The following is a 21,316-nucleotide window of genomic DNA, read 5'->3' on the forward strand; positions in this document are numbered from 1 at the left end:
GCACGCCCTGATCCGTGCGCCGGTACGGCGGCGTCCTGACCGTCTCCGGACCGGCGTACTCCCAAAGATCCGAACTTCGTCCGAAATACCGAACGTGAAGGACCAGTCGTGAACGACACCCCCGCCTCCTCCCCCGGTGCCGCCGGCGCCCGCCGTCCCGGCGACGCCGCGCTCACCGCGCTCGGCCTCGGCCCGGCACCCCTGTCGCCGGCGGACGCCTCGCCGCACTCCTTCCCCGACGGCGGGAGCTGGCGCACCGAGGTGCCGTCCGTGGAAGGCCCGGAGGCCCTCGGTGTCGTACTCAAGGAGTCCGCGCGACTCGACGTCCCGGTCCACCGCGTCAGCCAGGGCAGCGGCGTCTGGATGCTGACGGACGCCGAGATCACCGAGATGGTGGAGGGCTGCGCCGAACGGGACATCGAGCTCTGCCTGTTCACGGGTCCGCGCGGCACCTGGGACACCGGCGCGTCGGTGCGTACGGACTCCGGCGGCGCCGGGCTGCGCTCGCGTGGCCACGACGCCCTGGCCGGCTGCGTCGAGGACGCCCTGCGCGCCACCGGGCTCGGCGTGAAGTGCCTGCTGGTGGCCGACGAGGGTGTGCTGTGGACCCTCCACCGGCTGCGCGAGCAGGGCGTCCTGCCCGCGGACACGACCTTCAAGGTGTCGGCGCTCATCGGGCCGGTGAACCCGGCCTCGTACGCCGTGTTCGAGCAGCTCGGTGCCGACTCGATCAACATCCCGTCCGACCTCACACTCGCCCACTTCACCGAGATCCGCCGGGTGTCGAGGGCTCCGATGGACCTCTACATCGAGGCCCCGGACGACCTCGGCGGCTATGTGCGGATGTACGAGGTCGCCGAACTGATCAGGCGCGGCGCACCGCTGTACCTGAAGTTCGGCCTCGCCAAGTCACCCGGCATCTACCCGTACGGCCAGCACCTGCGGGAGCTGGCGCTGTCCACCGCCAAGGAGCGGGTGCGGCGCGGCCGGCTCGCGCTGGACCTGCTCGCGCGGCACGGTGCGGACGGCGGCATGGCCCCGCTCGGCAGCCGGCTGCCGGGCCCGCTCAACAGGTTCGCGATCTCGTCATAACGTTCCGGAAACACTCTCCCCAAAAGAAGACACAGCCGCGCACAATCCCACACACCTGATCCGCCCCCAGCGTTCCGGCACCACCGGACCGAGCTCTGACCCACATCAAGGATGATGACAATGCGCAACCGCAGAGCCGCACTTGCCGCCATGGCCTCCGCAGCCTCCCTCGCCCTCACCCTGACCGCCTGCGGCCAGAACAGCGAAGGCGGCGGCGAGGAGAAGAAGGGTGGCGCCGACGGTGCCACCATCGGCGTCGCGATGCCGACCAAGTCCTCCGAACGCTGGATCTCCGACGGCGCCAACGTCGTGAAGGAGCTGAAGTCGAAGGGCTACAAGACCAAGCTCGTCTACGGCGAGGACGACCCGGACCAGCAGGTCTCGCAGATCGAGAACATGATCACCCAGGGCGTGGACGCCCTGATCGTCGCCGCGATCGACAACAAGTCCCTCAACAACGTGCTGCAGCAGGCCAAGGAAGCCGAGATCCCGGTGATCTCCTACGACCGGCTGATCCTCGGCACGGAGAACGTCGACTACTACGCCTCGTTCGACAACGAGAAGGTCGGCGAGCTGCAGGGCTCGTACATCGTGGACAAGCTCGGCCTGGAGGACGGCAAGAAGGGCCCCTTCAGCATCGAGCTGTTCGCCGGCTCCAACGACGACAACAACACCAAGTACTTCTTCCAGGGCGCGATGAACGTCCTCAAGCCCCACATCGACAAGGGCGAGCTGGTCGTCAGGTCCAAGCAGACCGCCCTCAACCAGGTCACCACCCTGCGCTGGGACGGCGGCACCGCGCAGAAGCGCATGGACGACCTGCTGACGTCCAGCTACCGCAGCGCCGAGGTCGACGCCGTGCTCTCCCCGTACGACGGCATCTCCATCGGCATCCTCTCCGCCCTGAAGTCGGACGGCTACGGCACCAAGGGCAAGCCGATGCCGGTCGTCACCGGCCAGGACGCCGAGCTGGCCTCCGTGAAGTCGATCATCGCGGGTGACCAGACGCAGACCGTCTACAAGGACCTGCGCAAGCTCGCCAAGGTCGCCTCGAACATGGTGGACGCCGCCCTGAACGACAAGAAGCCCGAGGTCAACGACACCAAGTCCTACGACAACGGTGTCAAGGTCGTCCCCGCCTATCTGCTGCAGCCGGTCAGCGTCGACAAGGACAACTACAAGAAGGCCCTCGTCGACGACGGCTACTACACGGCCGACGACCTCAAGTAACCGGGCTCCCCTCAAGGATTGGAAGGCAAGACCATGGCGGGACCCGTCCTGGAAATGCGCTCGATCGTCAAGACCTTTCCCGGTGTCAAAGCGCTTTCGGACGTCACACTGACCGTCCGTCAGGGCGAGGTCCACGCCATCTGCGGTGAGAACGGCGCCGGCAAGTCGACCCTGATGAAGGTGCTCTCCGGCGTCCATCCGCACGGCAGCTACGAAGGGGACGTCCTCTTCGAGAACGAGACCTGCCGGTTCAAGGACATCCGGGCGAGCGAGCAGCACGGCATCGTGATCATCCACCAGGAGCTGGCGCTGGTGCCGTACCTCTCCATCGCGGAGAACATCTTCCTCGGCAACGAGCACGCCAAGCGCGGGCTCATCAACTGGAACGGCACCCTCAGGCACGCCGGTGAACTGCTGCGCCGGGTCGGCCTCGACGAGCACCCGGAGACCCGCGTCGCCGACATCGGCGTGGGCAAGCAGCAGCTGGTGGAGATCGCCAAGGCCCTGTCGAAGAAGGTGAAGCTGCTCATCCTCGACGAGCCGACAGCGGCGCTCAACGACGAGGACAGCGGCAAACTCCTCGACCTGATCCTCTCGTTGAAGGAACAGGGCGTGACCTCGATCATCATCTCCCACAAGCTCAACGAGATCCGCCGGGTCGCCGACTCGGTCACGATCATCCGCGACGGGCGCTCCATCGAGACGCTCGACGTGAAGGCCGCGGAGACGACCGAGGACCGGATCATCAGCGGGATGGTCGGCCGCGACCTGGAGAACCGCTTCCCGGACCGGACCCCGCACCATCCGGAGGAGGGTTCCGCGCCCGCTCTGGAGATCCGCAACTGGACCGTGCACCACCCCATCGACCAGCAGCGCAAGGTCGTCGACGACGTCTCGATCAAGGTGCGGCGCGGCGAGATCGTCGGTCTCGCCGGGCTCATGGGCGCCGGCCGCACCGAGCTGGCGATGAGCGTCTTCGGCCGCTCCTACGGCCGGTACGCGGGCGGCACCGTCCTGAAGGACGGCGCCGAGATCCGTACGAAGTCCGTCCCCGAGGCGGTCGCGCACGGCATCGCGTACGCCACCGAGGACCGCAAGCACTACGGCCTCAACCTCATCGACACCATCAACCGGAACATCTCGCTGACCGCGCTGGGCAAGGTCGCCAAGCGTGGTGTCGTCGACGAGCACGGGGAGCGGCAGGTCGCCGAGGGCTTTCGGAAGTCCATGAACATCAAGGCTCCGACCGTCTTCGAACCGGTGGGCAAGCTGTCCGGCGGCAACCAGCAGAAGGTCGTCCTCAGCAAGTGGATCTTCGCCGGTCCCGAGGTGCTGATCCTGGACGAGCCCACGCGCGGCATCGACGTGGGTGCCAAGTACGAGATCTACACGGTCATCGACCAGCTGGCCGCCCAGGGCAAGGCGGTCGTCTTCATATCCTCCGAACTGCCGGAGCTGCTCGGCATGTGCGACCGCATCTACACGATGGCCGCGGGACGGCTGACGGGTGAGTTCTCGCGGGCCGAGGCCTCGCAGGAAGCACTGATGCGTCAGATGACGAAGGACAAAGAGGTAACGCGATGAGCACGGACCTGACCGCCAAGACCCCGGCACCCGTGCCGCCCGGCAGCGGAAAGCCGGCCTCCGGCGACGGTCTGCTGCAGCTGATGCTCGACGGCATGCGCCGCAACATGCGCCAGTACGGCATGCTGATGGCCCTCGGCCTTATCGTGGTGCTGTTCGCGGTGTGGACGGGCGGGGACCTGCTGCTGCCGCGCAACGTCTCCAACCTGGTGCTGCAGAACAGCTACATCCTGATCCTCGCGATCGGCATGATGCTCGTCATCATCGCCGGCCACATCGACCTCTCGGTCGGCTCGCTGACCGCGTTCATCGGCGCCATGGCCGCCGTACTGATGGTCGAGCACGATCTTCCCTGGCCGCTCGCGGTCGTGCTGTGCCTGGCCATCGGCGCTGTCGCGGGCTCGGCGCAGGGCTTCTTCATCGCCTATCTCGGCATACCGTCGTTCATCGTGACCCTCGCGGGCATGCTGGTCTTCCGCGGCCTTACGGAGATCTTCCTGAAGGGCCAGACCCTCAGTCCCTTCCCGAAGGGCCTGCAGGAGATATCCAACGGCTTCCTGCCCGAGGTCGGGCCGAACACCAACTACCACAACCTCACGCTGCTTCTGGGCTTCGCCCTGATCGCCTTCGTGGTGCTCCAGGAGGTCCGTGACCGCAAGCGCCAGCAGGAGTTCGCCCTGGAGGTACCGCCGTTCAAGCTCTTCCTGCTGAAGCTGGTCGCCCTGGTCTCGGCCGTCCTCGTCGTCACGCTGCTGCTCGCCAGCCACAAGGGCGCCCCGGTCGTGCTGCTCATCCTCGGTGTGCTGGTCGTCGGGTTCGGCTACCTGATGCGCAACGCGATCATCGGCCGCCACATCTACGCCATCGGCGGCAACCTGCCCGCGGCGAAGCTGTCGGGCGTGAAGGACAAGAAGGTCACCTTCCTGGTCTTCCTGAACATGGGCATGCTCGCGGCCCTGGCGGGTCTGGTCTTCGCCGCCCGCTTCAACGCGGCCTCGCCCAAGGCGGGCCTCAACTTCGAACTGGAGGCCATCGCCGCCTCGTTCATCGGCGGCGCGTCGATGAGCGGCGGCGTGGGCACGGTCCTCGGCGCGATCATCGGCGCACTGGTCCTGGGCGTGCTGAACAACGGTATGAACCTCGTCGGAATCGGCACCGACTACCAGCAGGTCATCAAGGGCCTCGTCCTGCTGGCCGCGGTCGGTTTCGACGTCTGGAACAAGCGCAAGGTCGGCTCGTAACATCCCCTCTGTGACAGGAGTTGTTTCATGACCTTCACCACCGGAACCAGCAGACGCACCGTCCTGGCGGCCACGGCCGCCGCCGGGGTGGCCGTGGCGGCGGGCGCCCCGGCCGCGCACGCCGCGGTCACCGGGCGCACCCCGTCCAGGGAGCTCTTCGGCACGCTCTCCGACGGGACGAAGGTGCACCGCTGGACCCTCGCCAACGGCGGGACCCGGCTGAAGGTCCTCTCCTGGGGCGGTGTCGTCCAGTCCCTGGAGACCCCCGACCGCAGGGGCCGGACGGCGAACCTCTCGCTCGGCTTCGACAACCTCCCGGACTACGTCGCGAAGTCGCCGTACTTCGGCGGGCTGATCGGGCGGTACGGCAACCGCATCGCCGAAGGGCGCTTCACCCTCGACGGCACCACGCACCAACTGCCCGTGAACGACGGCCCGAACAGCCTGCACGGCGGCGACCGGGGCTTCGACAAGCGGGTCTGGGACGTGAAGCCGTTCACCGAGCGCGGCGACGTCGGGCTGGTCCTCACCCGGACCAGCCCGGACGGCGAGGCCGGCTACCCGGGCGCGCTCGCCGTCCGTGTGGTCTACACCCTCACCTCACGGGGTGAGTGGCGCATCGACTACACGGCCACCACCGACCGTGCCACGGTCCTCAACCTGACCAGCCACACCTATTTCAACCTGGCGGGCGAGGGCAGCGGCAGTGTCGACGGGCATCTGCTGGAGCTGGCGGCGGCGCGCTACACGCCGGTCGGCGCGACGCTGATCCCGACGGGCGAACTCGCCCCGGTGGCACGTACGCCGTTCGACTTCCGGCGCTCCCGCGCCATCGGGGAGGCCGTCCGTACCCCGCACGAGCAGGTCGGGTACGGGCAGGGGATCGACCACAACTACGTGCTGGACAAGGGGATGACGGCCCGCCCCGAGTACGCGCTGACCGTCACGGATCCCGGCTCGGGCCGGGTGATGAAGATGTACACGACGGAACCCGGCATGCAGGTCTACACGGGGAACTTCCTCGACGGCACGCTGACCGGCACCTCGGGGCGGGTCTACCGCCAGGGCGACGCGTTCTGCCTGGAGTCCCAGCACTTCCCCGACTCCCCGAACCAGCCGTCGTTCCCGTCGACGGTACTGCGCCCCGGCGACACCTACCACTCGACGACGGTGCACGCCTTCTCGGCGCGCTGACCCCGCCCGACCGGCACGCGTACGGCGCCCTCCCCCGCCCGGGGAAGGGCGCCGTACCCCGTGGTGGGTACGGCGCCGGGGACCGGGCGTCAGTCCTGTCGCGCCGGTCGGGCGACGTGGCCCTCCAACTGCGCCTCGGCCCGCCGACGGTCGTACCGGCGCTCGTCCTCCGCGTCCAGGAACTCGAGCCTGCGCCAGCGGGATTCCTGGTGACCGGGTACGGAGCGCCAGTGCCCCGCAAGGACACAGAGGCGGTTCCAGTCCTCCCGAAGGCGCTCGAGCCGTACCTCCGCCCGCACCCGGCGCTCCTCCTCGGTAGGCACCCGGGGCGGCGGAGACCCTTCGCGGACGCGGCCGCGGCCGGGTGTCCGGCCGGTGATGGTCCCCTCCAGGGTGAGGACCAGTGTGGCCACCGCCTCGGCGAGCGCCGACGCGGTGATGCCCTCCTCGCTGTCCGAGGGGTGAGTACGTGCCGCTCGCTCCAGTCGGGGGAGCAGGAAGTCACCGACCTCCCGGACGACGTCGGCGGTCAGCTCGTCGGCGTACCGCATGCCGCACTCCACCGGGTCTCCATCGTTCATCAGGTCACCCTCCGATTCGTGCCGCTCCGGAGGCAGGCCCCACGTCCGGCCTCGGGGCGGCCCGGAAGCCCGGGCCCGGATGAGAGTAGCGCGGGCGCCCCATGTCAGGAACCAGCACTCAGACCAGCCGGATCATGTTCCAGGACAGCGGCTCCAGCACGGCCTTCAGCGTTCCGCGGGACAGCTCCGTGCCCTCGGCGGCGTGGGGCACGACCCGCTCGGGCTCGGCGAGGGTGTTGCGCGCCTCCGGGTCGGCGTCGGCCACCACCTGGTGCTCGACGACCCGGGCCAGGTCCAGTCCCGTCAGGGCGACTTCGAGCGGCAGCACGGCGTCCTGGCTGCGGTTGACGGCGAAGACCGTGACGGAGCCCGTCTCGGGGTCCCGTACGGCGGTGGCGTGCAACAGGTCCGTCTCGCCGTACTTCGCCGTCCCGTACGTGGGCGAGTCCACCCGGACGTCCAGAACCTGGCCCCGCCCGTACCGCGCGGCCTGAGCGAAGGGGAAGAAGGTGGTCTGCCGCCAGGCGGGCCCGCCGGGCTCGGTCATGATCGGCGCGATCACGTTGACCAGCTGGGCGAGACAGGCGACGGTCACCCGGTCCGCATGGCGCAGCAGCGCGATGAGCAGACTGCCGAAGACGACGGCGTCGGTGACGCTGTAGTTGTCCTCCAGCAGCCGCGGCGCCTCCGGCCAGTCGAGCGGGTTCTCCTCCGCGTCCTTCTGGAAGCGGCTCATGTACCAGACGTTCCACTCGTCGAAGGAGAGGTTGATCCTCTTCGACGACTTGAGACGGGCCCCGACGTGGTCGCAGGTGGCGACGACGCTCTCGATGAAGGACTCCATGTCCACGGCCGAGGCGAGGAAGGAATCCCGGTCGCCGTCGGTCTCCTCGTAGTAGGCGTGCAGCGAGACGTAGTCGACGAGGTCGTAGGTCTCGGCGAGGACCGTCGCCTCCCATGCCGCGAAGGTCGGCATGGCGCGGCTGGAGGACCCGCAGGCGACGAGCTGGACCGACGGGTCGATCTGCCGCATCGCGCGCGCCGTCTCGGCGGCGAGCCGCCCGTACTCCTCGGCGGTCTTGTGCCCGGTCTGCCACGGGCCGTCCATCTCGTTGCCCAGACACCACAGCTTGATCCCGAAGGGGTCCTTGTCGCCGTGCGCGACGCGGCGGTCGGAGAGTTCGGTGCCGGACGGGTGGTTGGCGTACTCCTGGAGCTGGATGGCCTCCTGGACGCCGCGGGTGCCGAGGTTGACCGCGAGCATCGGTTCGGCCTGCGGGCCGACCTTCCTGAGGAAGTCGATGTACTCCGAGAGGCCGAAACGATTCGTCTCGGTGGAGCGCCAAGCGAGGTCGAGGCGGCGGGGGCGCTCGTCTGCGGGGCCGACGCTGTCCTCCCAGCGGTAGCCGGAGACGAAGTTGCCGCCGGGGTACCGGATGGCGGTGACGCCGAGTTCGCGGACGAGGTCCAGGACGTCGGTGCGCAGTCCGGCCTCGTCGGCGGACGGGTGGCCGGGCTCGTGGATGCCGTCGTAGACACAGCGGCCGAGGTGCTCGACGAAGGAGCCGTAGAGCCGGGGGTCCACGTCGCCGACGGTGAAGGCCGGGTCGAGGGTGAAGCGCGCGGTGCGGGTCATGGCTTCCTCACTCGTTCGATATTTCGAATGCTGCTCGTAACATCGAACGGACCGTAGAGTTCAACGTCCTCGGCCGTCAATGCCCCTGCACGCGCTCCCGCGGTACGGCGTGCGCACACGACCGAGGGCCGCACCCCTGTGTGGCGGGGTGCGGCCCTCGGACCTGCGCGAGGAGTCGGGGATCAGCCGGCCGAGAGTTCGACCTTGATGTTGCCCCGGGTGGCGTTCGAGTACGGGCACACCTGGTGGGCCTTCTCGATGAGCGCCTGGGCGGTGGCCGTGTCGACGTTAGGGATCGAGGCGCTGATCGCGACCTCCAGGCCGAAGCCGCCCGCCTCCGTCCTGCCGATGGAGACCGAGGCGGTCACCGTCGAGCCGGAGATGTCGGCCTTCTCCTGCCGGGCGACCACGCCGAGCGCGCCCTGGAAGCAGGCGCTGTAGCCGGCAGCGAAGAGCTGCTCGGGGTTGGTCCCCGCACCGCTGCCGCCCATCTCCTTCGGCGGGTTGACGACGACGTCGAGCTTGCCGTCGTCGGTGGAGACGCGGCCGTCACGGCCGTTCTCGGCGGTGGCGACGGCGGTGTAGGCCACGTCTATGTGCTGGATCGTCATACCGGTGATTCCTCCTGCTGATGCGCCGCGACTCGCGCCCACGACCGCGGCGGCCTTGGGCCGAGCCTAACGGGTGACGGCGCGTGGGCGGGACCGGCGCCGGGCGCTCATGGGATAGGGATGGGTGATGCAGACATTCCTGCCGTACGCCGATTTCAGCCGTAGCGCCCTCGCGCTGGACCCGCGGCGGCTGGGCAAGCAGCGGGTCGAGGCGATCCAGGTACTTCGGGGACTCACCGTCCCCGGCTACGGCTGGCGCCACCACCCCGCGGTGCGCATGTGGGCGGGCTACGAGGAGGCACTCGTGCGCTACGGACTGGACGTGTGCGCCGCGTGGACCGCCGAGGGCAGGGCCGACACCTGTGCCGCGACCCTGCGCGAGGACCTCGCCGCATCGCTCCGGCGCGTCACCGTCCGGTCGGCCGCGGAGCTCGCGGCGGCGGGCGAACTGCCCCCGTGGCTGGGCGACGAGGCGCTGCACGAGAGCCATCGCTCCGCACTGGTGCGCAAGGACCCGGAGTACTACCGGCCGCTGTTTCCGGAGGTGCCGCCCGATCTGCCGTACGTGTGGCCTCCGTCGGACCGCGAAAGGCGGTGACGGACGGCCCCACGGACGGCCTGCCGGGCGGCTCCAGGAAACGGCCCGGGCAGGTCAGGCGTCCAGCGAAACGATCATCTTGCCGGTGTTCTCGCCGCGCAGCAGGCCGACGAAGGCGTCGAAGCCGTTCTCGATGCCCTCGACCTTCGTCTCGCGGTACTTGAGCGCGCCGGAGGCCAGCCAGCCGGCCACCTCCTGGACGAACTGCGGCTGGAGCGCTGCGTGATCGCCGACCAGGATGCCCTGCAGACGCAGCCGCTTACCGATGACGAGCGCCAGGTTGCGCGGGCCGGGGGTGGGCTCCGTGGCGTTGTACTGGGCGATCATGCCGCAGATCGTGGCACGGCCGTGGACGTTCATCGAGGAGATCGCGGCCTCCAGGTGCTCGCCGCCGACGTTGTCGAAGTAGACGTCGATGCCGTCGGGAGCGGCCTCGGCGAGCTGCTCCCGGACGGGGCCGTTCTTGTAGTTGAAGGCCGCGTCGAAGCCGTACTCCTCGACGAGGAGCTTGACCTTCTCGTCGGAGCCGGCAGAGCCGATGACCCGGGAGGCGCCCTTGAGCTTCGCCATCTGGCCGACCTGGCTGCCGACCGCTCCGGCCGCGCCGGAGACGAAGACGGCGTCGCCCTCCTTGAACGAGGCGACCTCGAAGAGGCCGGCGTAGGCCGTGAGCCCGGGCATGCCGAGCACGCCGAGGTAGGCGGAGAGCGGGGCGATCGAGCCGTCGACCTTGACCGCGTGCTTGGCGGGGACATCGGCGTACTCGCGCCAGCCGAGGCCGTGCAGGACGTGGTCACCGACGGCGAAGCCCTCGGCGTTCGACGCGATGACCTCACCGACCGCGCCACCGTCCATGGGGTGGTCGAGCTTGAAGGGCGGGGTGTACGACTTCACGTCGTTCATCCGGCCGCGCATGTAGGGGTCGACCGAGAAGTAGAGATTGCGGACGAGGATGCGGCCCTCACCGGGAGCGGCCACAGCCGCCTCGCGCAGCGCGAGGTCCGAGGCCTCGGGCCAGCCGTGCGGGCGGGCGACGAGGTGCCATTCGCGGCTGGAGGTGGGAAGTGCAGACATGGGCTCGGGTTCTCCTCGTTGTCGTACGGGGCGGGAAGCCGAAAAGCTTCAGGACGTGAAACAACCATGCGTCCAGATATTTCACCTTGTCAAGTAATTCGGTACGCTGGGTGTCATGACCTCCTCGCGCACGGACCCGCTCACCCTCGACGTCATCCAGCTCATCGGCGGGGTCGTGGCGCGCTACCACGAGGAGTACGACCGGGCCGCGGCCACACACGCGCTGACCGGCGCGCAGGCGAGAGTGCTCGGGCTCCTCTCCCTGGAGCCGATGCCCATGCGCAAGGTCGCCAGGAAGCTGAAGTGCGAACCGTCCAACATCACGGGCATAGTCGACCGGCTCGAGCTCCGGGGCCTGGTCGAACGCCGCCCGGACCCGGCCGACCGACGGGTGAAGCTCGCCGCGCCGACCGAGGAGGGCATCCGGACGGCGGAGCAGTTGCGGGACGCGCTGGACTTCGCCCGGGAGCCGCTCGCCGAGCTGTCGGAGGCGGAGCGGACGGTGCTGCGCGACCTGCTGCGCCGGATGCTCGGCGAGGACGCCGCCTAGAGGACGCGGCCCGGAGGGCTTCGCCCGGAGCCTCAGCGCCTCGTCAGCAGAAGATCCACCATCTGCAGGTCTCGGTGGGCGACGGGGTGGGCGTGGGATCGTCCGGGGGCTCCGGCTGCGTGGGATCCGCCGGCGGTGTACCCGAGCCCGACGGCTCGGCCGGGGGCCCGGTCACGTCAGGGTCCGGGAAGGCCGGTGCCGAGGCGGAGACCGAGGGCTCCGCGGGGGCGGGGGCCGACGGGGCCGCAACGGTCGACTCGTCGTCGGCCGGCCCCTCCGTGGCCGTCGCGGAGTGGGAATCGGTGACCGGCACGACGGTGGGGACCTCCACCGGACCGGGGTCGCCGGGCTCCGTGCTCGAGGAGGCCGACGGCGCGGGCTCGGCGGCGGACCCCTTCGCCTCGCGCACGTACTCCGAGGCCCCGCTGTCGCCCCCGGGCTCCATGGCCAGCTCGGCCAGGCTGAGAGCCCCCAGCGCCAGCACCACGCCGGCCACCGTCAGCAGCAGCGCACGGCCGCGCCTGCGGTGGCCCCGGCGCCGGCGTCCCGCCACGCCCCGCGCACGCCGGCGGTGACCGGCGCCCCCGGAGGCGTCCAGGGCCTCGGCGGCGGGCTCCGCGTCACGGCGGGAGAGGTCAGCGACGGCATAGGGAACCAGCGCGTCGGCGGGGGTGCCGCAACCGGCGCAGGCCAGCGCCCCGTTGAGGTGCCGTTGGCACGGGTGGCAGTAATCCATGGCGCCCGCAGACTAGACGGGCGGAGAAGGACACAGGAAGCCGCACAGGTGAAAATCCTGTGTGGAATCGAGGACTCCGGCGTACGCCGTCCCCCGCGCGTGGCACGCGACAGGATGGATTGCATGAACGCTCCCGCCCCGTTCGGGCCACTCCAGTTCCAGCTCGTCCTGCTGCGCCGGATGGCCGACCACCAGCCGGACCTCGTCGAGGAGGCCCGGCACGAACTGAGCGCCTCCCTCGCGGACATGCGGGAGGCGAACCGTCGCTGGCAGGCGATGCTGCGCGCGCCACGCGGCCGGGGCGCACTGCGCCGCTACCGCTCGGTCCTGGGCGAACCCGAGTCGTCCGTACGCCGCAGGATCGGCGACCTGGAGTGCGACGCGCTGCTGTGGCCGCTGCCGCTCTGGCCGGATCTGCGGTTCGAGGTGATGACGGGGCCCGGTGGAGCCGTGTGGAACGAATGGCTCGTCCGCGCCCCGGGTTCGGCAGGCCCCGAGCTGAGCGACGCCGCCGCTCTGCGCCCGTGGTCCTGCACCGTGGACGAGGTGGCCAGGGCGTTCGCCCCGGCGCGCCCCATGGAGGGCAGCGCTCCGACCCGCTGGGCACTGTCCTTCACCGATCCGGCCGGCGGCCGGCCCTGTGTCGCCGAGTTCACCTGGGGGCTGTTCCAGCGGCTGCTGCCCGGCGGCCCCTGAGATCCACCGCCGCCTCCCGCCTGTCGCACCGTCAGCTCCCGGGTCCCCCCTACGGCGCACCCAGCGCGCGCCGCCCCCGCCCCGGCGGGACGATGCCAGGAAGGCCGGCTGCCGCCGGTACCCACCGCCAGCGCTCTCGGGAGACCTGCCGTGACCGTCAGCCTCGATCAGTTGCGCCGCTGCCACATCGCCGTAGACCTCGGGGCCGCGAGGACCCGGGTGTACGTCAAGGGGGTGGGGCTCGTCGTGGACGAGCCGAGCGTCGCCGCCGTGAACACGCGCACCGGCTCCCTCATCGCCGTCGGCGCGCTCGCCGAGCAGATGACCGGCCGCACGCCCGCCTACATCCGCGTGGCGCGCCCGGTCTCCGGCGGAACCGTCGTCGACATCGACATGGCCCAGCGCATGCTGCGCCACCTGCTCGGCGAGAAGCTCCGCCGTCAGCTGCGCCGCAAGCCCCGGCTCCGGGCCGCCGCCTGCACCCCGCACGAGGCGGATCCGCTGGCCCAGCGGGCGACCGTCGAGACCCTCGTGGGCCTCGGCGCGCGACGCGTCGAGCTGGTCGACACCATGATCGCCGCGGCCGTCGGCTGCGGGCTCCCGGTCGAGCAGCCGACCGCCACCATGATCATGGTGTGCGGGGCCGCCACCACCCAGATCGCCGTGCTCTCGCTCGGCTCGATCGTGACCGCCGTGCGCATCCCGATCGGCGGGGAGGCCATCGACGAGGCGGTCATCCAGCATCTGCGCCAGCACCACGAACTGATGCTGCCCAGCCAGTCCGTGCGTCCCCTGCAACTCGCGCTCCGGGGCAACGGCCTCACGCTCAACGGCCCTGCGGTGACGGAGATCCACGGCCGTGACGTGGCCACCGGCCTGGCCCGTTCCGTGCAGGTCGACACCGCCGCGGTGCGGCAGGCGATCCACGCCCCGCTCACCGCGGTGCTCGACGGGCTGGGGAAGGTGCTGCGCGACTGCCCGCCCGATCTGGTGGCCGACATCGCGGAGTCCGGGATCGTGATGGTCGGCGGCAGCGCCCTGCTGCCGGGGCTCGACCAGATGCTGCGCGACGCCACGGGCGTGCCGGTGGCCATCGCCGAGCGGCCCGACGTGTGCTCGGTGCTGGGGCTCGGCGCGATGCTGGACGGTACGGTCCAGCCGCTGGCCCTCGCCCCGCTCGCCGGCTGAGAGCCGCCACCTGTGGCCGGGACGCACCTGGACCTGCGGACCACCCTCCAGCACATCGTGGACACCGCGACGGCTCTGGCCGGGGCGCGCTACGGCGCCCTGGCACTCCTCCACGGGGAGGACCGCCATGTCACCGGTCTGTTCACGTGCGGCATGAACGACGAGGAACGCCGCGTCGCGGGCCCGCTCCTGGACGGCCGTACGGGAATCCTCGGTGCTCTCGTGGACGACACGCAGGCCGTGCGCGTGGCTGATCTGACGGCCGGCCCACGCCCTCAAGGCAGGCGGACCGGGCAGCTCCCGATGCGCTCCTTCCTCGGGGCGCCCGTCCGGGTGCACACCGAGGTCCTCGGCAGCCTCTGTGTCACCTCCGAGGAGCCGGGGCGCTTCACCGACACCGAACCGGCGCTGCTGCGGCTGCTCGCCTCCCAGGCGGCCGCGGCGATCGGCGGCGCCCACCTGTACGACGCGGCGCGGCAGAGGGAGCACTGGATCGAGGGCGCCGCCGCCGTGACCCGGGCGCTGCTGAGCGGGGCGGGCCCGGAGGACGCCCTGACGATCGTCGCCGAACGGGCCAGGATGCTGGCCCGCGCCTCGGCCGGGGTGATCCTCCAGCCGACGCCGGGCGGCGGGATGGAGATCGTCGCCGCGTCCACCCTCGACGACCCGGCCGGCCTCGTGGGTACGTCCATCGCGCCGGGTTCGCCCGTCCTCGTCCAGCTGCTGGGCGGCGAGGAGGTCCTCATCGAGGACTCCGCGACGGACGACCGGATGACGACCCCGGTACGGACCCGGTTCGGCCCCAGCATGATGCTGCCGCTGCAGAGCGGGGGCAGGCTCATCGGCACGCTCGCCCTCCCCCGGAAGCGCGGCGGCGACCCGTACACCGCGACGGACCGGCTGCTCGCCTCCCAGTTCGCCTCGCAGGCCGCGCTGGCCCTGGTGATGGCCGACGCGCAGCACTACCGGGAGCAGCTGGCGGTCTACGAGGACCGCGACCGCATCGCCCGCGACCTGCACGACCTCGTCGTACAGCGGCTGTTCGCGACGGAGATGATGCTGGAGTCGACCCGCCGCAAGGACCTGGCCGGCGACGAGGAGACGGCCGAGCTGCTGGCGAAGGCGGTCGATGAGCTGGACTCCACCATCCAGGAGGTCAGGACCGCGATCTTCGCCCTCCAGCAGCCGCCCGCCGAGGCCCCCACGACCTTCCGCGGCCGGGTCCTGCGCGAGACGGGCGGCGCCGCGGCGGTGCTGGGCTTCCAGCCGTCGGTGCAGTTCACCGGGGCGGTGGACGCCCTGGTGACGGAGCCGGTGGACGGCGAGCTGCTCGACGTGCTGCGCGGCGCCCTGGCCACCGCGCACCGGCGGACCGGAGTCTCGGCCGTCGAGGTGGAGGTGGACGCGACGGCGCGACTGCCCGACGGGCGTGCGGCCGTACGCCTCGCGGTCGCGGACGACGGGCGCGCCGAGGACGGCACCCGGTCCCCGACGGTCATCTGGCAGGCGCCGCTCTGAGTGCGATCCGGGTGTTGGAGTGGGCGACGCCCGCGTCCTTCTTGAGCCGTCGCAGCAGCGTGTCCAGGGAGCCGGGATCGGCCGCCGTGGCGCGCACGAGGTAGTCGTGGCCTCCCGTCACGTGCACCACCTCGGTGATGCCGGGCAGCGTGAGCACCGAGCGTTCGAACTCCTCGTTCGTCGTGTCGAGACGCAGTGACACGTCGATGAAGACGACGAGGCCCGAACGGGTGTCGGCGGCGGGGTCGACGATGACCGTGAAGCCGCGGATCACCCCGTCACGGCGCATACGGCGTACACGGTCGCCCGCGGCGTTGGCGCTGAGCCCCACGCGCACACCCAGATCGCGGTACGAGATCCGGGCGTCCTCCTGGAGGATCCCGAGGATCTCTCTGTCCAGCCGGTCCATAACGGCGATTGTGGCAGCCTCCGGCCGGAAACGGCGGTCGAGCGGTCCGCGCCGGGGCCGCGGAGGGGGCCTGGAGGAGCCTCCTGCCCATGGGGCGTCTGCCCGGCGGCGGACTCCACCCGTCCGGCCCGTATGGCGCAGCCCACCGCGCTCGCCCCGCCCCTCCCCTCTTGACTTGCGGTGTGGACACAACCGCCGAGCAGGACACCGCCCCGAACCGGAGCCGGTCCGCCGCCTACCGGAACCTGATCATGGCCACCATCGGCTTCACGCTCACCTTCTGGGCGTGGAACCTGATCTCCCCGCTGTCGGGGGACTTCAAGGAGCGGCTCGGGCTGAGCTCGTTCCAGCAGTCGCTCCTGGTGGCGGTCCCCGTGCTCGTGGGCTCGCTCGGGCGGATCGCGGCGGGCGCGCTGACCGACAGGTACGGCGCCAGACTGATGTTCCCCGCCGTCTCCGCCCTGACGATCGTCCCCGTGCTGCTGCTCGTCCCGGCGAAGGACTCCTACGGGGCGATGCTGGCGGTCGGCTTCCTGCTCGGACTCGGCGGTACGACGTTCGCGATCGGCATCCCCCTGGTCAACTCGTGGTTCCCGCCCGAAGAACGTGGTCTCGCGCTGGGGGTGTTCGGGATGGGCATGGGCGGCGTCGCGCTGTCCGGCTACTTCACGCCGCGGATCGCCGAGCACGACGCGAACCTGCCGTTCTGGATCGTCGCCGGCGCGCTCCTGGTGTACTCCCTCCTCGCCACGGTGCTGATCACCGACCACCCCGACCGAAAGGTGCCGGCCGACTCGCTCGGCCACCGTCTGGGGCAGGCGGGCCGGCTACGGGTGACCTGGGAGCTCTCCGCGCTGTACGCGATCGGCTTCGGCGGCATCGTCGCGTTCGGGGTGTATCTGCCGACGTATCTGAAGACCTGGTACGAGATGTCGCCGACCGAGGCGGGCACCAAGGCGGCGGGGTTCGCGCTGGTGACGGTCGTCTTCCGGCCGATCGGCGGCTGGCTGTCGGACCGCGTCCACCCCGCGCTGGTCACGGCGGGGGCGCTGCTGCTGGCAGCGCTGATGGCCATCGTCCAGGCCTTCGACCCGCCCCTGTACCCGCTGGGCACGATCGCACTGCTCTGCATGGCGGCCGGGCTCGGCACCGCGAGCGGAAGCGTCTTCGCCCTGGTCTCGCAGGTGACGCCGCAGGCGAAGGTGGGCAGTGTGACCGGGATCGTCGGTGCGATGGGCGGGCTCGGCGGATTCGTGCCGCCGCTGGTCATGGGCGCGATCTTCAGCGCGAAGGACTCGTACTCGATCGGCTTCATGCTGCTCTCGGACCTGGCACTGGCGGGCTCCGTGTACGCCTACGGCCGGATGCGGACCCTGCGGCGCGACGGCTGACCGGCTGTCGTCGTCCCACGGGGTCGGCGGCGGTGGGAACGGGCCGTACGCACCGCTCGCCCACGTGCGGCGGTCCGCCCGTCCTCACGCGGCAGCCTCCGCGGCCGCGTCGGTCTTCTAGGCTGCGGGGTGTGACCTCTCTTCTGCCCGCGCTGCGCGGAGCGTCCGGCCGGACCGGCTCCCCCGAAGCCGTCCGGTTCGGCGAACACGTCCTTGACTACGCACAGTTGGCCGATGCGTCCGCCGCGCTCGCCGCCCGGATCACGGGAGCGGGGCGTGTCGCCGTCTGGGCCACGTCCACCCCGGAGACCGTGGTCGCCGTCGTGGCGGCGCTCCGGGCGGGGGTGCCCGCCGTACCGCTGAATCCGAAGACCGGCGAGCGGGAACTCGCGCACATCGTCGCCGACAGCAGCCCCTCGGTGGTGCTGGCCGGCGCGGCCGACGAGCTGCCGTCCGCGCTGGGCGGCCTGGAGCGGCTGGACGTCAGCACCACCGCGGCCGGCCCGTCCCCGCAGACCGATCCGCCCGAGCCCTCCGCGGAGTCCCCCGCCCTGGTCGTCTACACCTCGGGCACGACGGGCCCGCCCAAGGGGGCCGTCCTGCCCCGCCGGGCGATCGCCGCGTCGCTTGACGCGCTGGAGGACGCCTGGGGGTGGACCGGCGAGGACGTCCTCGTCCACGCCCTGCCCCTGTTCCACGTGCACGGGCTGATCCTGGGCGTCCTCGGCCCGCTGCGCCGGGGCGGCTCGGTGCGGCACCTCGGGCGCTTCTCGGCCGAGGGGGTGGCCAGGGAGCTGCTCTCCGGGGGGACGATGCTGTTCGGGGTGCCCACGATGTACCACCGGCTGGCCGGGGCGCTGACCGGCCCGGACGCTCCCGGGGACCTCGCGAAGGCCCTGGCGGGCGCGCGGCTGCTGGTCTCCGGTTCGGCGGCGATGCCGGTGCACGACCACGAACGGATCGCGGCGGCCACGGGCCGCCGGGTCATCGAGCGGTACGGGATGACGGAGACCCTGATGAACACGGGCGTACGGGCCGACGGCGCACCGCGCGCCGGAACGGTCGGCCCGCCGCTGTCGGGCGTGGAGCTCAGGCTCGTCGAGGAGGACGGCACCGTGCTCGGGGACACCGCGTCGATCGGCGAGATCCAGGTGCGCGGCCCGAACCTCTTCACCGGCTATCTGAACCGGCCGGACGCCACGGCTGCCGCCTTCACGGAGGACGGCTTCTTCCGCACGGGCGACATGGCCACGATCGACCCCGACGGCTACGTGCGGATCGTCGGGCGCAAGGCCACCGACCTCATCAAGAGCGGTGGCTACAAGATCGGCGCGGGCGAGATCGAGAACGCCCTGCTGGACCATCCCGGTGTGCGCGAGGCCGCCGTCACCGGGGAGCCCGACGCGGACCTCGGTGAGCGGATCGTCGCGTGGGTGGTACCGGAGAACCCCGGATCGCCGCCCGCCGAGAGGGAGTTGGCGGACCACGTGGCGGACCTGCTGGCACCGCACAAGCGCCCGCGCGTGGTCCGCTACCTGGACGCACTGCCCCGCAACGAACTGGGCAAGATCATGAAGAGGTCGCTCGTTGTCTGACATCCGGTGCGACCGCATGTCGGCCCGGGAGGCGATCGCCGCCGTCACCGCGCGCTTCACCGAACACCGTCCGGCCGCGCGCCCCGTCGTTCCGGACGGTCCGCTCGGCTGGAGCGGTTACGCGGAGTCCAGGGCGCGCGCCGCGGAACGGACCGGCGAGGAGGAGTCCGTCCTCTACGGGAGGGCCGTCGTCGGCGACCGTGAGTGCGTCCTGGTCGCCTTCGAGTTCGGCTTCCTGGGCGGTTCGCTGGGCGGGCACACCGGGGACCGCCTGGAAGCCGCGTACGCACTGGCGGGAGAGCTGCGGCTGCCGCTCGTCTCGCTGGTCGCCACGGGGGGCAGCCGGATGCAGGAGGGCATGATCGCGCTGATACAGCTCCAGCGGGTGGCCCGCGCGTCCGCCCTGCTGAGGGCCGCGGGGCAGGCACAGATCTCGGTCCTGCGGGATCCGGCGACCGGGGGCGGCTGGGCCACCGTGGGGGCGGGCGCCGACGTGGTGCTGGCGCTGCCCGGGGCGCAGATCGGCTTCGCGGGCTCCCGGGTGCGGCCCGCCGGCGCGGACCCGTACGCGTACACCGCCGAAGGGCAGCTGGCGGCCGGCCAGATCGACGCGGTCGTCGCGCCGGACGACCTGCCCGGGGTGCTGAGCCGCTGGCTGACGGTGCTGACCGTCACGAGCCCGGCCCGGGCCGCCCCGGTGCCGGGCGCGCTGTCGGACACGGGGCTGCCGGCGACCGGCTGGGCCGCCGTGGAGCAGGCCCGGGCGACGGCACGGCCACGCGCCGAGGCCTACCTGGACGCGTACTTCGAGCACCGGATGCCGCTGAACGGCGACCGCTGCGGCGGCAGGGACCCGGGGCTGCTCTGCGGAGTGGGTCTGCACGCCGGGCGGCCGGTGGCGTACGCCGCCCAGTGCGGCACCGCGACCCGCCCGGCGGGCTACCGCACGGCCGCCCGGGTGATCCGGCTCGCCGACCGGCTCGGCCTCCCCGTGCTCACCCTCGTCGACACCCCCGGCGCGGCCAACGACGCGGAGGCGGAGCGGGCGGGCGCGGGCGCCGCCATCGCCGACGCCTTCGCCGCGGTCGCCGCCGCCCGGGTGCCCGTGACGACGCTCGTGATCGGCGAGGGCGGCTCCGGCGGCGCGCTGGCGCTGGCCGCACCGGACAACACCCACGTCACCGCGGACAGTTACTTCTCGGTGATCGCACCCGAACTGGCGGCGGCCATCCTGAAGCGCGGCCCGGACGAGGTGCGGTCCACGGCCGACCAGCTACGGCTGCGTCCCCAGGACCTGGTGGAGCTGGGCGTGGCCCGCTCGGTCGTCGGCCACGTCGGCCACGTCGGACCGGAGGGGCCGACGACGCGCTGAGACGCGCTCGGCGCGCCGCACGGGCGACGGTTGGCTAGCGTGGCAGGAAGGACATCCGCCGAGTACGAAGCCGAGCGAAGAGGATCCGACCATGGCCGCTGAATCCGAGGGCACTCCGTGCTGGGCCGACGGTACGTTCGGTGATCTCGAGGAGGCGAAGCGCTTCTACGGTGAGCTCCTGGGCTGGACGTACGGCGACTCCATGCCGGAGTACGGCAACTACACCCAGGCCCATGTGGACGGCAGGGCGGTCGCCGCGCTCTCACCGCCCATGCCCGGCCAGGAGACACCCCCCGCCTGGTGTCTGTACCTGGCGTCGCCGGACGCCGCCGCCACCACCGCGAAGATCCGCGAGCACGGGGGCGAGGTGCTGGTGGAGCCGATGCGGGTCGGCGACTTCGGGACGATGGTGCTGGCGGCCGACCCCGGCGGGGCGCCGTTCGGGGTCTGGCAGGCGGGCAGTCACGAGGGCTTCCAGGCGACGGCGGTGCCCGGCTCCTACACCTGGGCCGAGGTCTACACCCGGGACCCCGCGAAGACGGACGCCTTCTTCGCGGCCGTCTTCGGGTACGGCGTGAAGCACCTGGACGACGACGCGATCGACTTCTCGCTCTACGACCTGGGCGCGGACCCGGTGCTGGGCCGGATGAAGATGGGGGAGGAGTTCCCGCCCGGTGTACCGGCCCATCTGAACGTGTACTTCACCGTCTCCGACTGCGACGCGGCGGTGGAGAAGGCCAAGGCGCTCGGGGCGGAGCTCCGGTTCGGTCCGATGACCATCCCGTTCGGCCGTTTCGCCTCCCTGACGGACCCGCAGGGCGCGGTGTTCTCGCTGATCGACCCCACGACGACCGGGGGCGAGATGCCGAGCGTCACGGACGCCTCCTGAGTAGTTCCCCGGCCCGGGGGGGGGGGGGGGGGGGGGGGGGCCGGGGGGGGGGCCGGGCCCGGGGGGGGGCGGGGCCGCGGGGGGGGGCCGGGCGGGGCCCCCCCCGCCCCCGCCGCCCCCAGGCCCCGCGC

20 protein-coding genes are annotated in these 21,316 nt (G+C 71.5%); 14 read left to right on the plus strand and 6 right to left on the minus strand.

Annotated elements, in window-relative coordinates; genetic code table 11:
* Positions 1 to 108 precede the first annotated feature (108 nt).
* The 5 genes from JOC24_RS10840 to JOC24_RS10860 all read left to right on the plus strand — a co-directional run bounded on the left by JOC24_RS10840 (position 109) and on the right by JOC24_RS10860 (position 6,341).
* The gene (locus tag JOC24_RS10840) at positions 109 to 1,092 is read left to right on the plus strand and encodes a hypothetical protein (RefSeq protein WP_205019977.1); all 984 of its coding nucleotides are present in this window, start codon (positions 109 to 111) and stop codon (positions 1,090 to 1,092) included.
* Between the two features lie 120 nt (positions 1,093 to 1,212).
* Complete coding sequence (gene chvE, locus JOC24_RS10845) at positions 1,213 to 2,322, plus strand: multiple monosaccharide ABC transporter substrate-binding protein (protein ID WP_205019978.1); 1,110 nt, start codon at positions 1,213 to 1,215, stop codon at positions 2,320 to 2,322.
* A gap of 33 nt (positions 2,323 to 2,355) precedes the next feature.
* Positions 2,356 to 3,906: a multiple monosaccharide ABC transporter ATP-binding protein gene (gene mmsA, locus JOC24_RS10850; protein ID WP_205019979.1), complete on the plus strand. Its 1,551-nt coding sequence runs from the start codon at positions 2,356 to 2,358 to the stop codon at positions 3,904 to 3,906.
* Positions 3,903 to 5,147, plus strand: a complete 1,245-nt coding sequence (gene mmsB, locus JOC24_RS10855; RefSeq protein ID WP_205019980.1) for a multiple monosaccharide ABC transporter permease — start codon at positions 3,903 to 3,905, stop codon at positions 5,145 to 5,147. Before mmsA ends, mmsB begins: the two co-directional genes overlap by 4 nt.
* A gap of 27 nt (positions 5,148 to 5,174) precedes the next feature.
* The gene (locus tag JOC24_RS10860) at positions 5,175 to 6,341 is read left to right on the plus strand and encodes an aldose epimerase family protein (RefSeq protein WP_205019981.1); all 1,167 of its coding nucleotides are present in this window, start codon (positions 5,175 to 5,177) and stop codon (positions 6,339 to 6,341) included.
* A gap of 89 nt (positions 6,342 to 6,430) precedes the next feature.
* On the opposite strand, the gene JOC24_RS10865 is transcribed toward JOC24_RS10860, so the two are convergent.
* From JOC24_RS10865 to JOC24_RS10875, 3 genes are all read right to left on the minus strand, one after another.
* The gene (locus tag JOC24_RS10865; RefSeq protein ID WP_205019982.1) at positions 6,431 to 6,922 is read right to left on the minus strand and encodes a hypothetical protein; all 492 of its coding nucleotides are present in this window, start codon (positions 6,920 to 6,922) and stop codon (positions 6,431 to 6,433) included.
* Between the two features lie 118 nt (positions 6,923 to 7,040).
* The gene (locus JOC24_RS10870; RefSeq protein WP_205019983.1) at positions 7,041 to 8,558 is read right to left on the minus strand and encodes an arabinosylfuranosidase ArfA; all 1,518 of its coding nucleotides are present in this window, start codon (positions 8,556 to 8,558) and stop codon (positions 7,041 to 7,043) included.
* 182 nt (positions 8,559 to 8,740) lie between these two features.
* The gene (locus JOC24_RS10875) at positions 8,741 to 9,169 is read right to left on the minus strand and encodes an organic hydroperoxide resistance protein (RefSeq protein ID WP_205019984.1); all 429 of its coding nucleotides are present in this window, start codon (positions 9,167 to 9,169) and stop codon (positions 8,741 to 8,743) included.
* 127 nt (positions 9,170 to 9,296) lie between these two features.
* On the opposite strand from JOC24_RS10875, the gene JOC24_RS10880 reads away from it, so the two are divergent.
* Positions 9,297 to 9,767, plus strand: coding sequence for an MSMEG_6728 family protein (locus JOC24_RS10880; RefSeq protein WP_205019985.1), 471 nt, complete (start codon positions 9,297 to 9,299; stop codon positions 9,765 to 9,767).
* A gap of 54 nt (positions 9,768 to 9,821) precedes the next feature.
* Here the strand turns inward: JOC24_RS10880 and JOC24_RS10885 are convergent, their stop codons facing one another.
* Entirely contained in the window at positions 9,822 to 10,841 is a 1,020-nt protein-coding gene (locus JOC24_RS10885; RefSeq protein ID WP_205019986.1) for an NADP-dependent oxidoreductase, read from the minus strand.
* Positions 10,842 to 10,956: 115 nt separating this feature from the next.
* Here JOC24_RS10885 and JOC24_RS10890 point away from each other — a divergent pair, with 115 nt between their 5' ends.
* Positions 10,957 to 11,391, plus strand: a complete 435-nt coding sequence (locus JOC24_RS10890; protein ID WP_205019987.1) for a MarR family winged helix-turn-helix transcriptional regulator — start codon at positions 10,957 to 10,959, stop codon at positions 11,389 to 11,391.
* A gap of 43 nt (positions 11,392 to 11,434) precedes the next feature.
* On the opposite strand, the gene JOC24_RS10895 is transcribed toward JOC24_RS10890, so the two are convergent.
* Positions 11,435 to 12,127 carry an SCO2400 family protein gene (locus JOC24_RS10895; RefSeq protein ID WP_205019988.1) on the minus strand — a complete coding sequence of 231 codons (693 nt, stop codon included), beginning with the start codon at positions 12,125 to 12,127 and terminating at the stop codon, positions 11,435 to 11,437.
* Between the two features lie 123 nt (positions 12,128 to 12,250).
* Here JOC24_RS10895 and JOC24_RS10900 point away from each other — a divergent pair, with 123 nt between their 5' ends.
* The 3 genes from JOC24_RS10900 (at position 12,251) to JOC24_RS10910 (ending at position 15,529) form a co-directional block, all read left to right on the plus strand.
* Positions 12,251 to 12,823, plus strand: coding sequence for a hypothetical protein (locus JOC24_RS10900; RefSeq protein ID WP_205019989.1), 573 nt, complete (start codon positions 12,251 to 12,253; stop codon positions 12,821 to 12,823).
* Between the two features lie 150 nt (positions 12,824 to 12,973).
* Positions 12,974 to 14,011: a rod shape-determining protein gene (locus JOC24_RS10905; RefSeq protein WP_205019990.1), complete on the plus strand. Its 1,038-nt coding sequence runs from the start codon at positions 12,974 to 12,976 to the stop codon at positions 14,009 to 14,011.
* A gap of 12 nt (positions 14,012 to 14,023) precedes the next feature.
* Positions 14,024 to 15,529: a GAF domain-containing sensor histidine kinase gene (locus JOC24_RS10910; RefSeq protein ID WP_205019991.1), complete on the plus strand. Its 1,506-nt coding sequence runs from the start codon at positions 14,024 to 14,026 to the stop codon at positions 15,527 to 15,529.
* Here the strand turns inward: JOC24_RS10910 and JOC24_RS10915 are convergent.
* The gene (locus tag JOC24_RS10915) at positions 15,507 to 15,938 is read right to left on the minus strand and encodes an Lrp/AsnC family transcriptional regulator (protein ID WP_014156425.1); all 432 of its coding nucleotides are present in this window, start codon (positions 15,936 to 15,938) and stop codon (positions 15,507 to 15,509) included. The genes JOC24_RS10910 and JOC24_RS10915 overlap by 23 nt on opposite strands.
* A gap of 251 nt (positions 15,939 to 16,189) precedes the next feature.
* Between JOC24_RS10915 and JOC24_RS10920 the strand changes: the two genes are divergently transcribed.
* The 4 genes from JOC24_RS10920 to JOC24_RS10935 all read left to right on the plus strand — a co-directional run bounded on the left by JOC24_RS10920 (position 16,190) and on the right by JOC24_RS10935 (position 21,185).
* Complete coding sequence (locus tag JOC24_RS10920) at positions 16,190 to 17,329, plus strand: MFS transporter (protein ID WP_239580300.1); 1,140 nt, start codon at positions 16,190 to 16,192, stop codon at positions 17,327 to 17,329.
* Positions 17,330 to 17,460: 131 nt separating this feature from the next.
* Entirely contained in the window at positions 17,461 to 18,924 is a 1,464-nt protein-coding gene (locus JOC24_RS10925; RefSeq protein ID WP_205019993.1) for an acyl-CoA synthetase, read from the plus strand.
* Between the two features lie 16 nt (positions 18,925 to 18,940).
* A complete protein-coding gene (locus tag JOC24_RS10930; RefSeq protein WP_205020030.1) occupies positions 18,941 to 20,296 on the plus strand; it encodes a carboxyl transferase domain-containing protein in 1,356 nt (451 codons plus the stop codon).
* Between the two features lie 91 nt (positions 20,297 to 20,387).
* Positions 20,388 to 21,185: a VOC family protein gene (locus JOC24_RS10935; protein WP_205019994.1), complete on the plus strand. Its 798-nt coding sequence runs from the start codon at positions 20,388 to 20,390 to the stop codon at positions 21,183 to 21,185.
* The last annotated feature ends 131 nt before the right edge of the window (positions 21,186 to 21,316 follow it).

This window comes from Streptomyces sp. HB132, assembly GCF_016909575.1.
Lineage (GTDB): Bacteria > Actinomycetota > Actinomycetes > Streptomycetales > Streptomycetaceae > Streptomyces.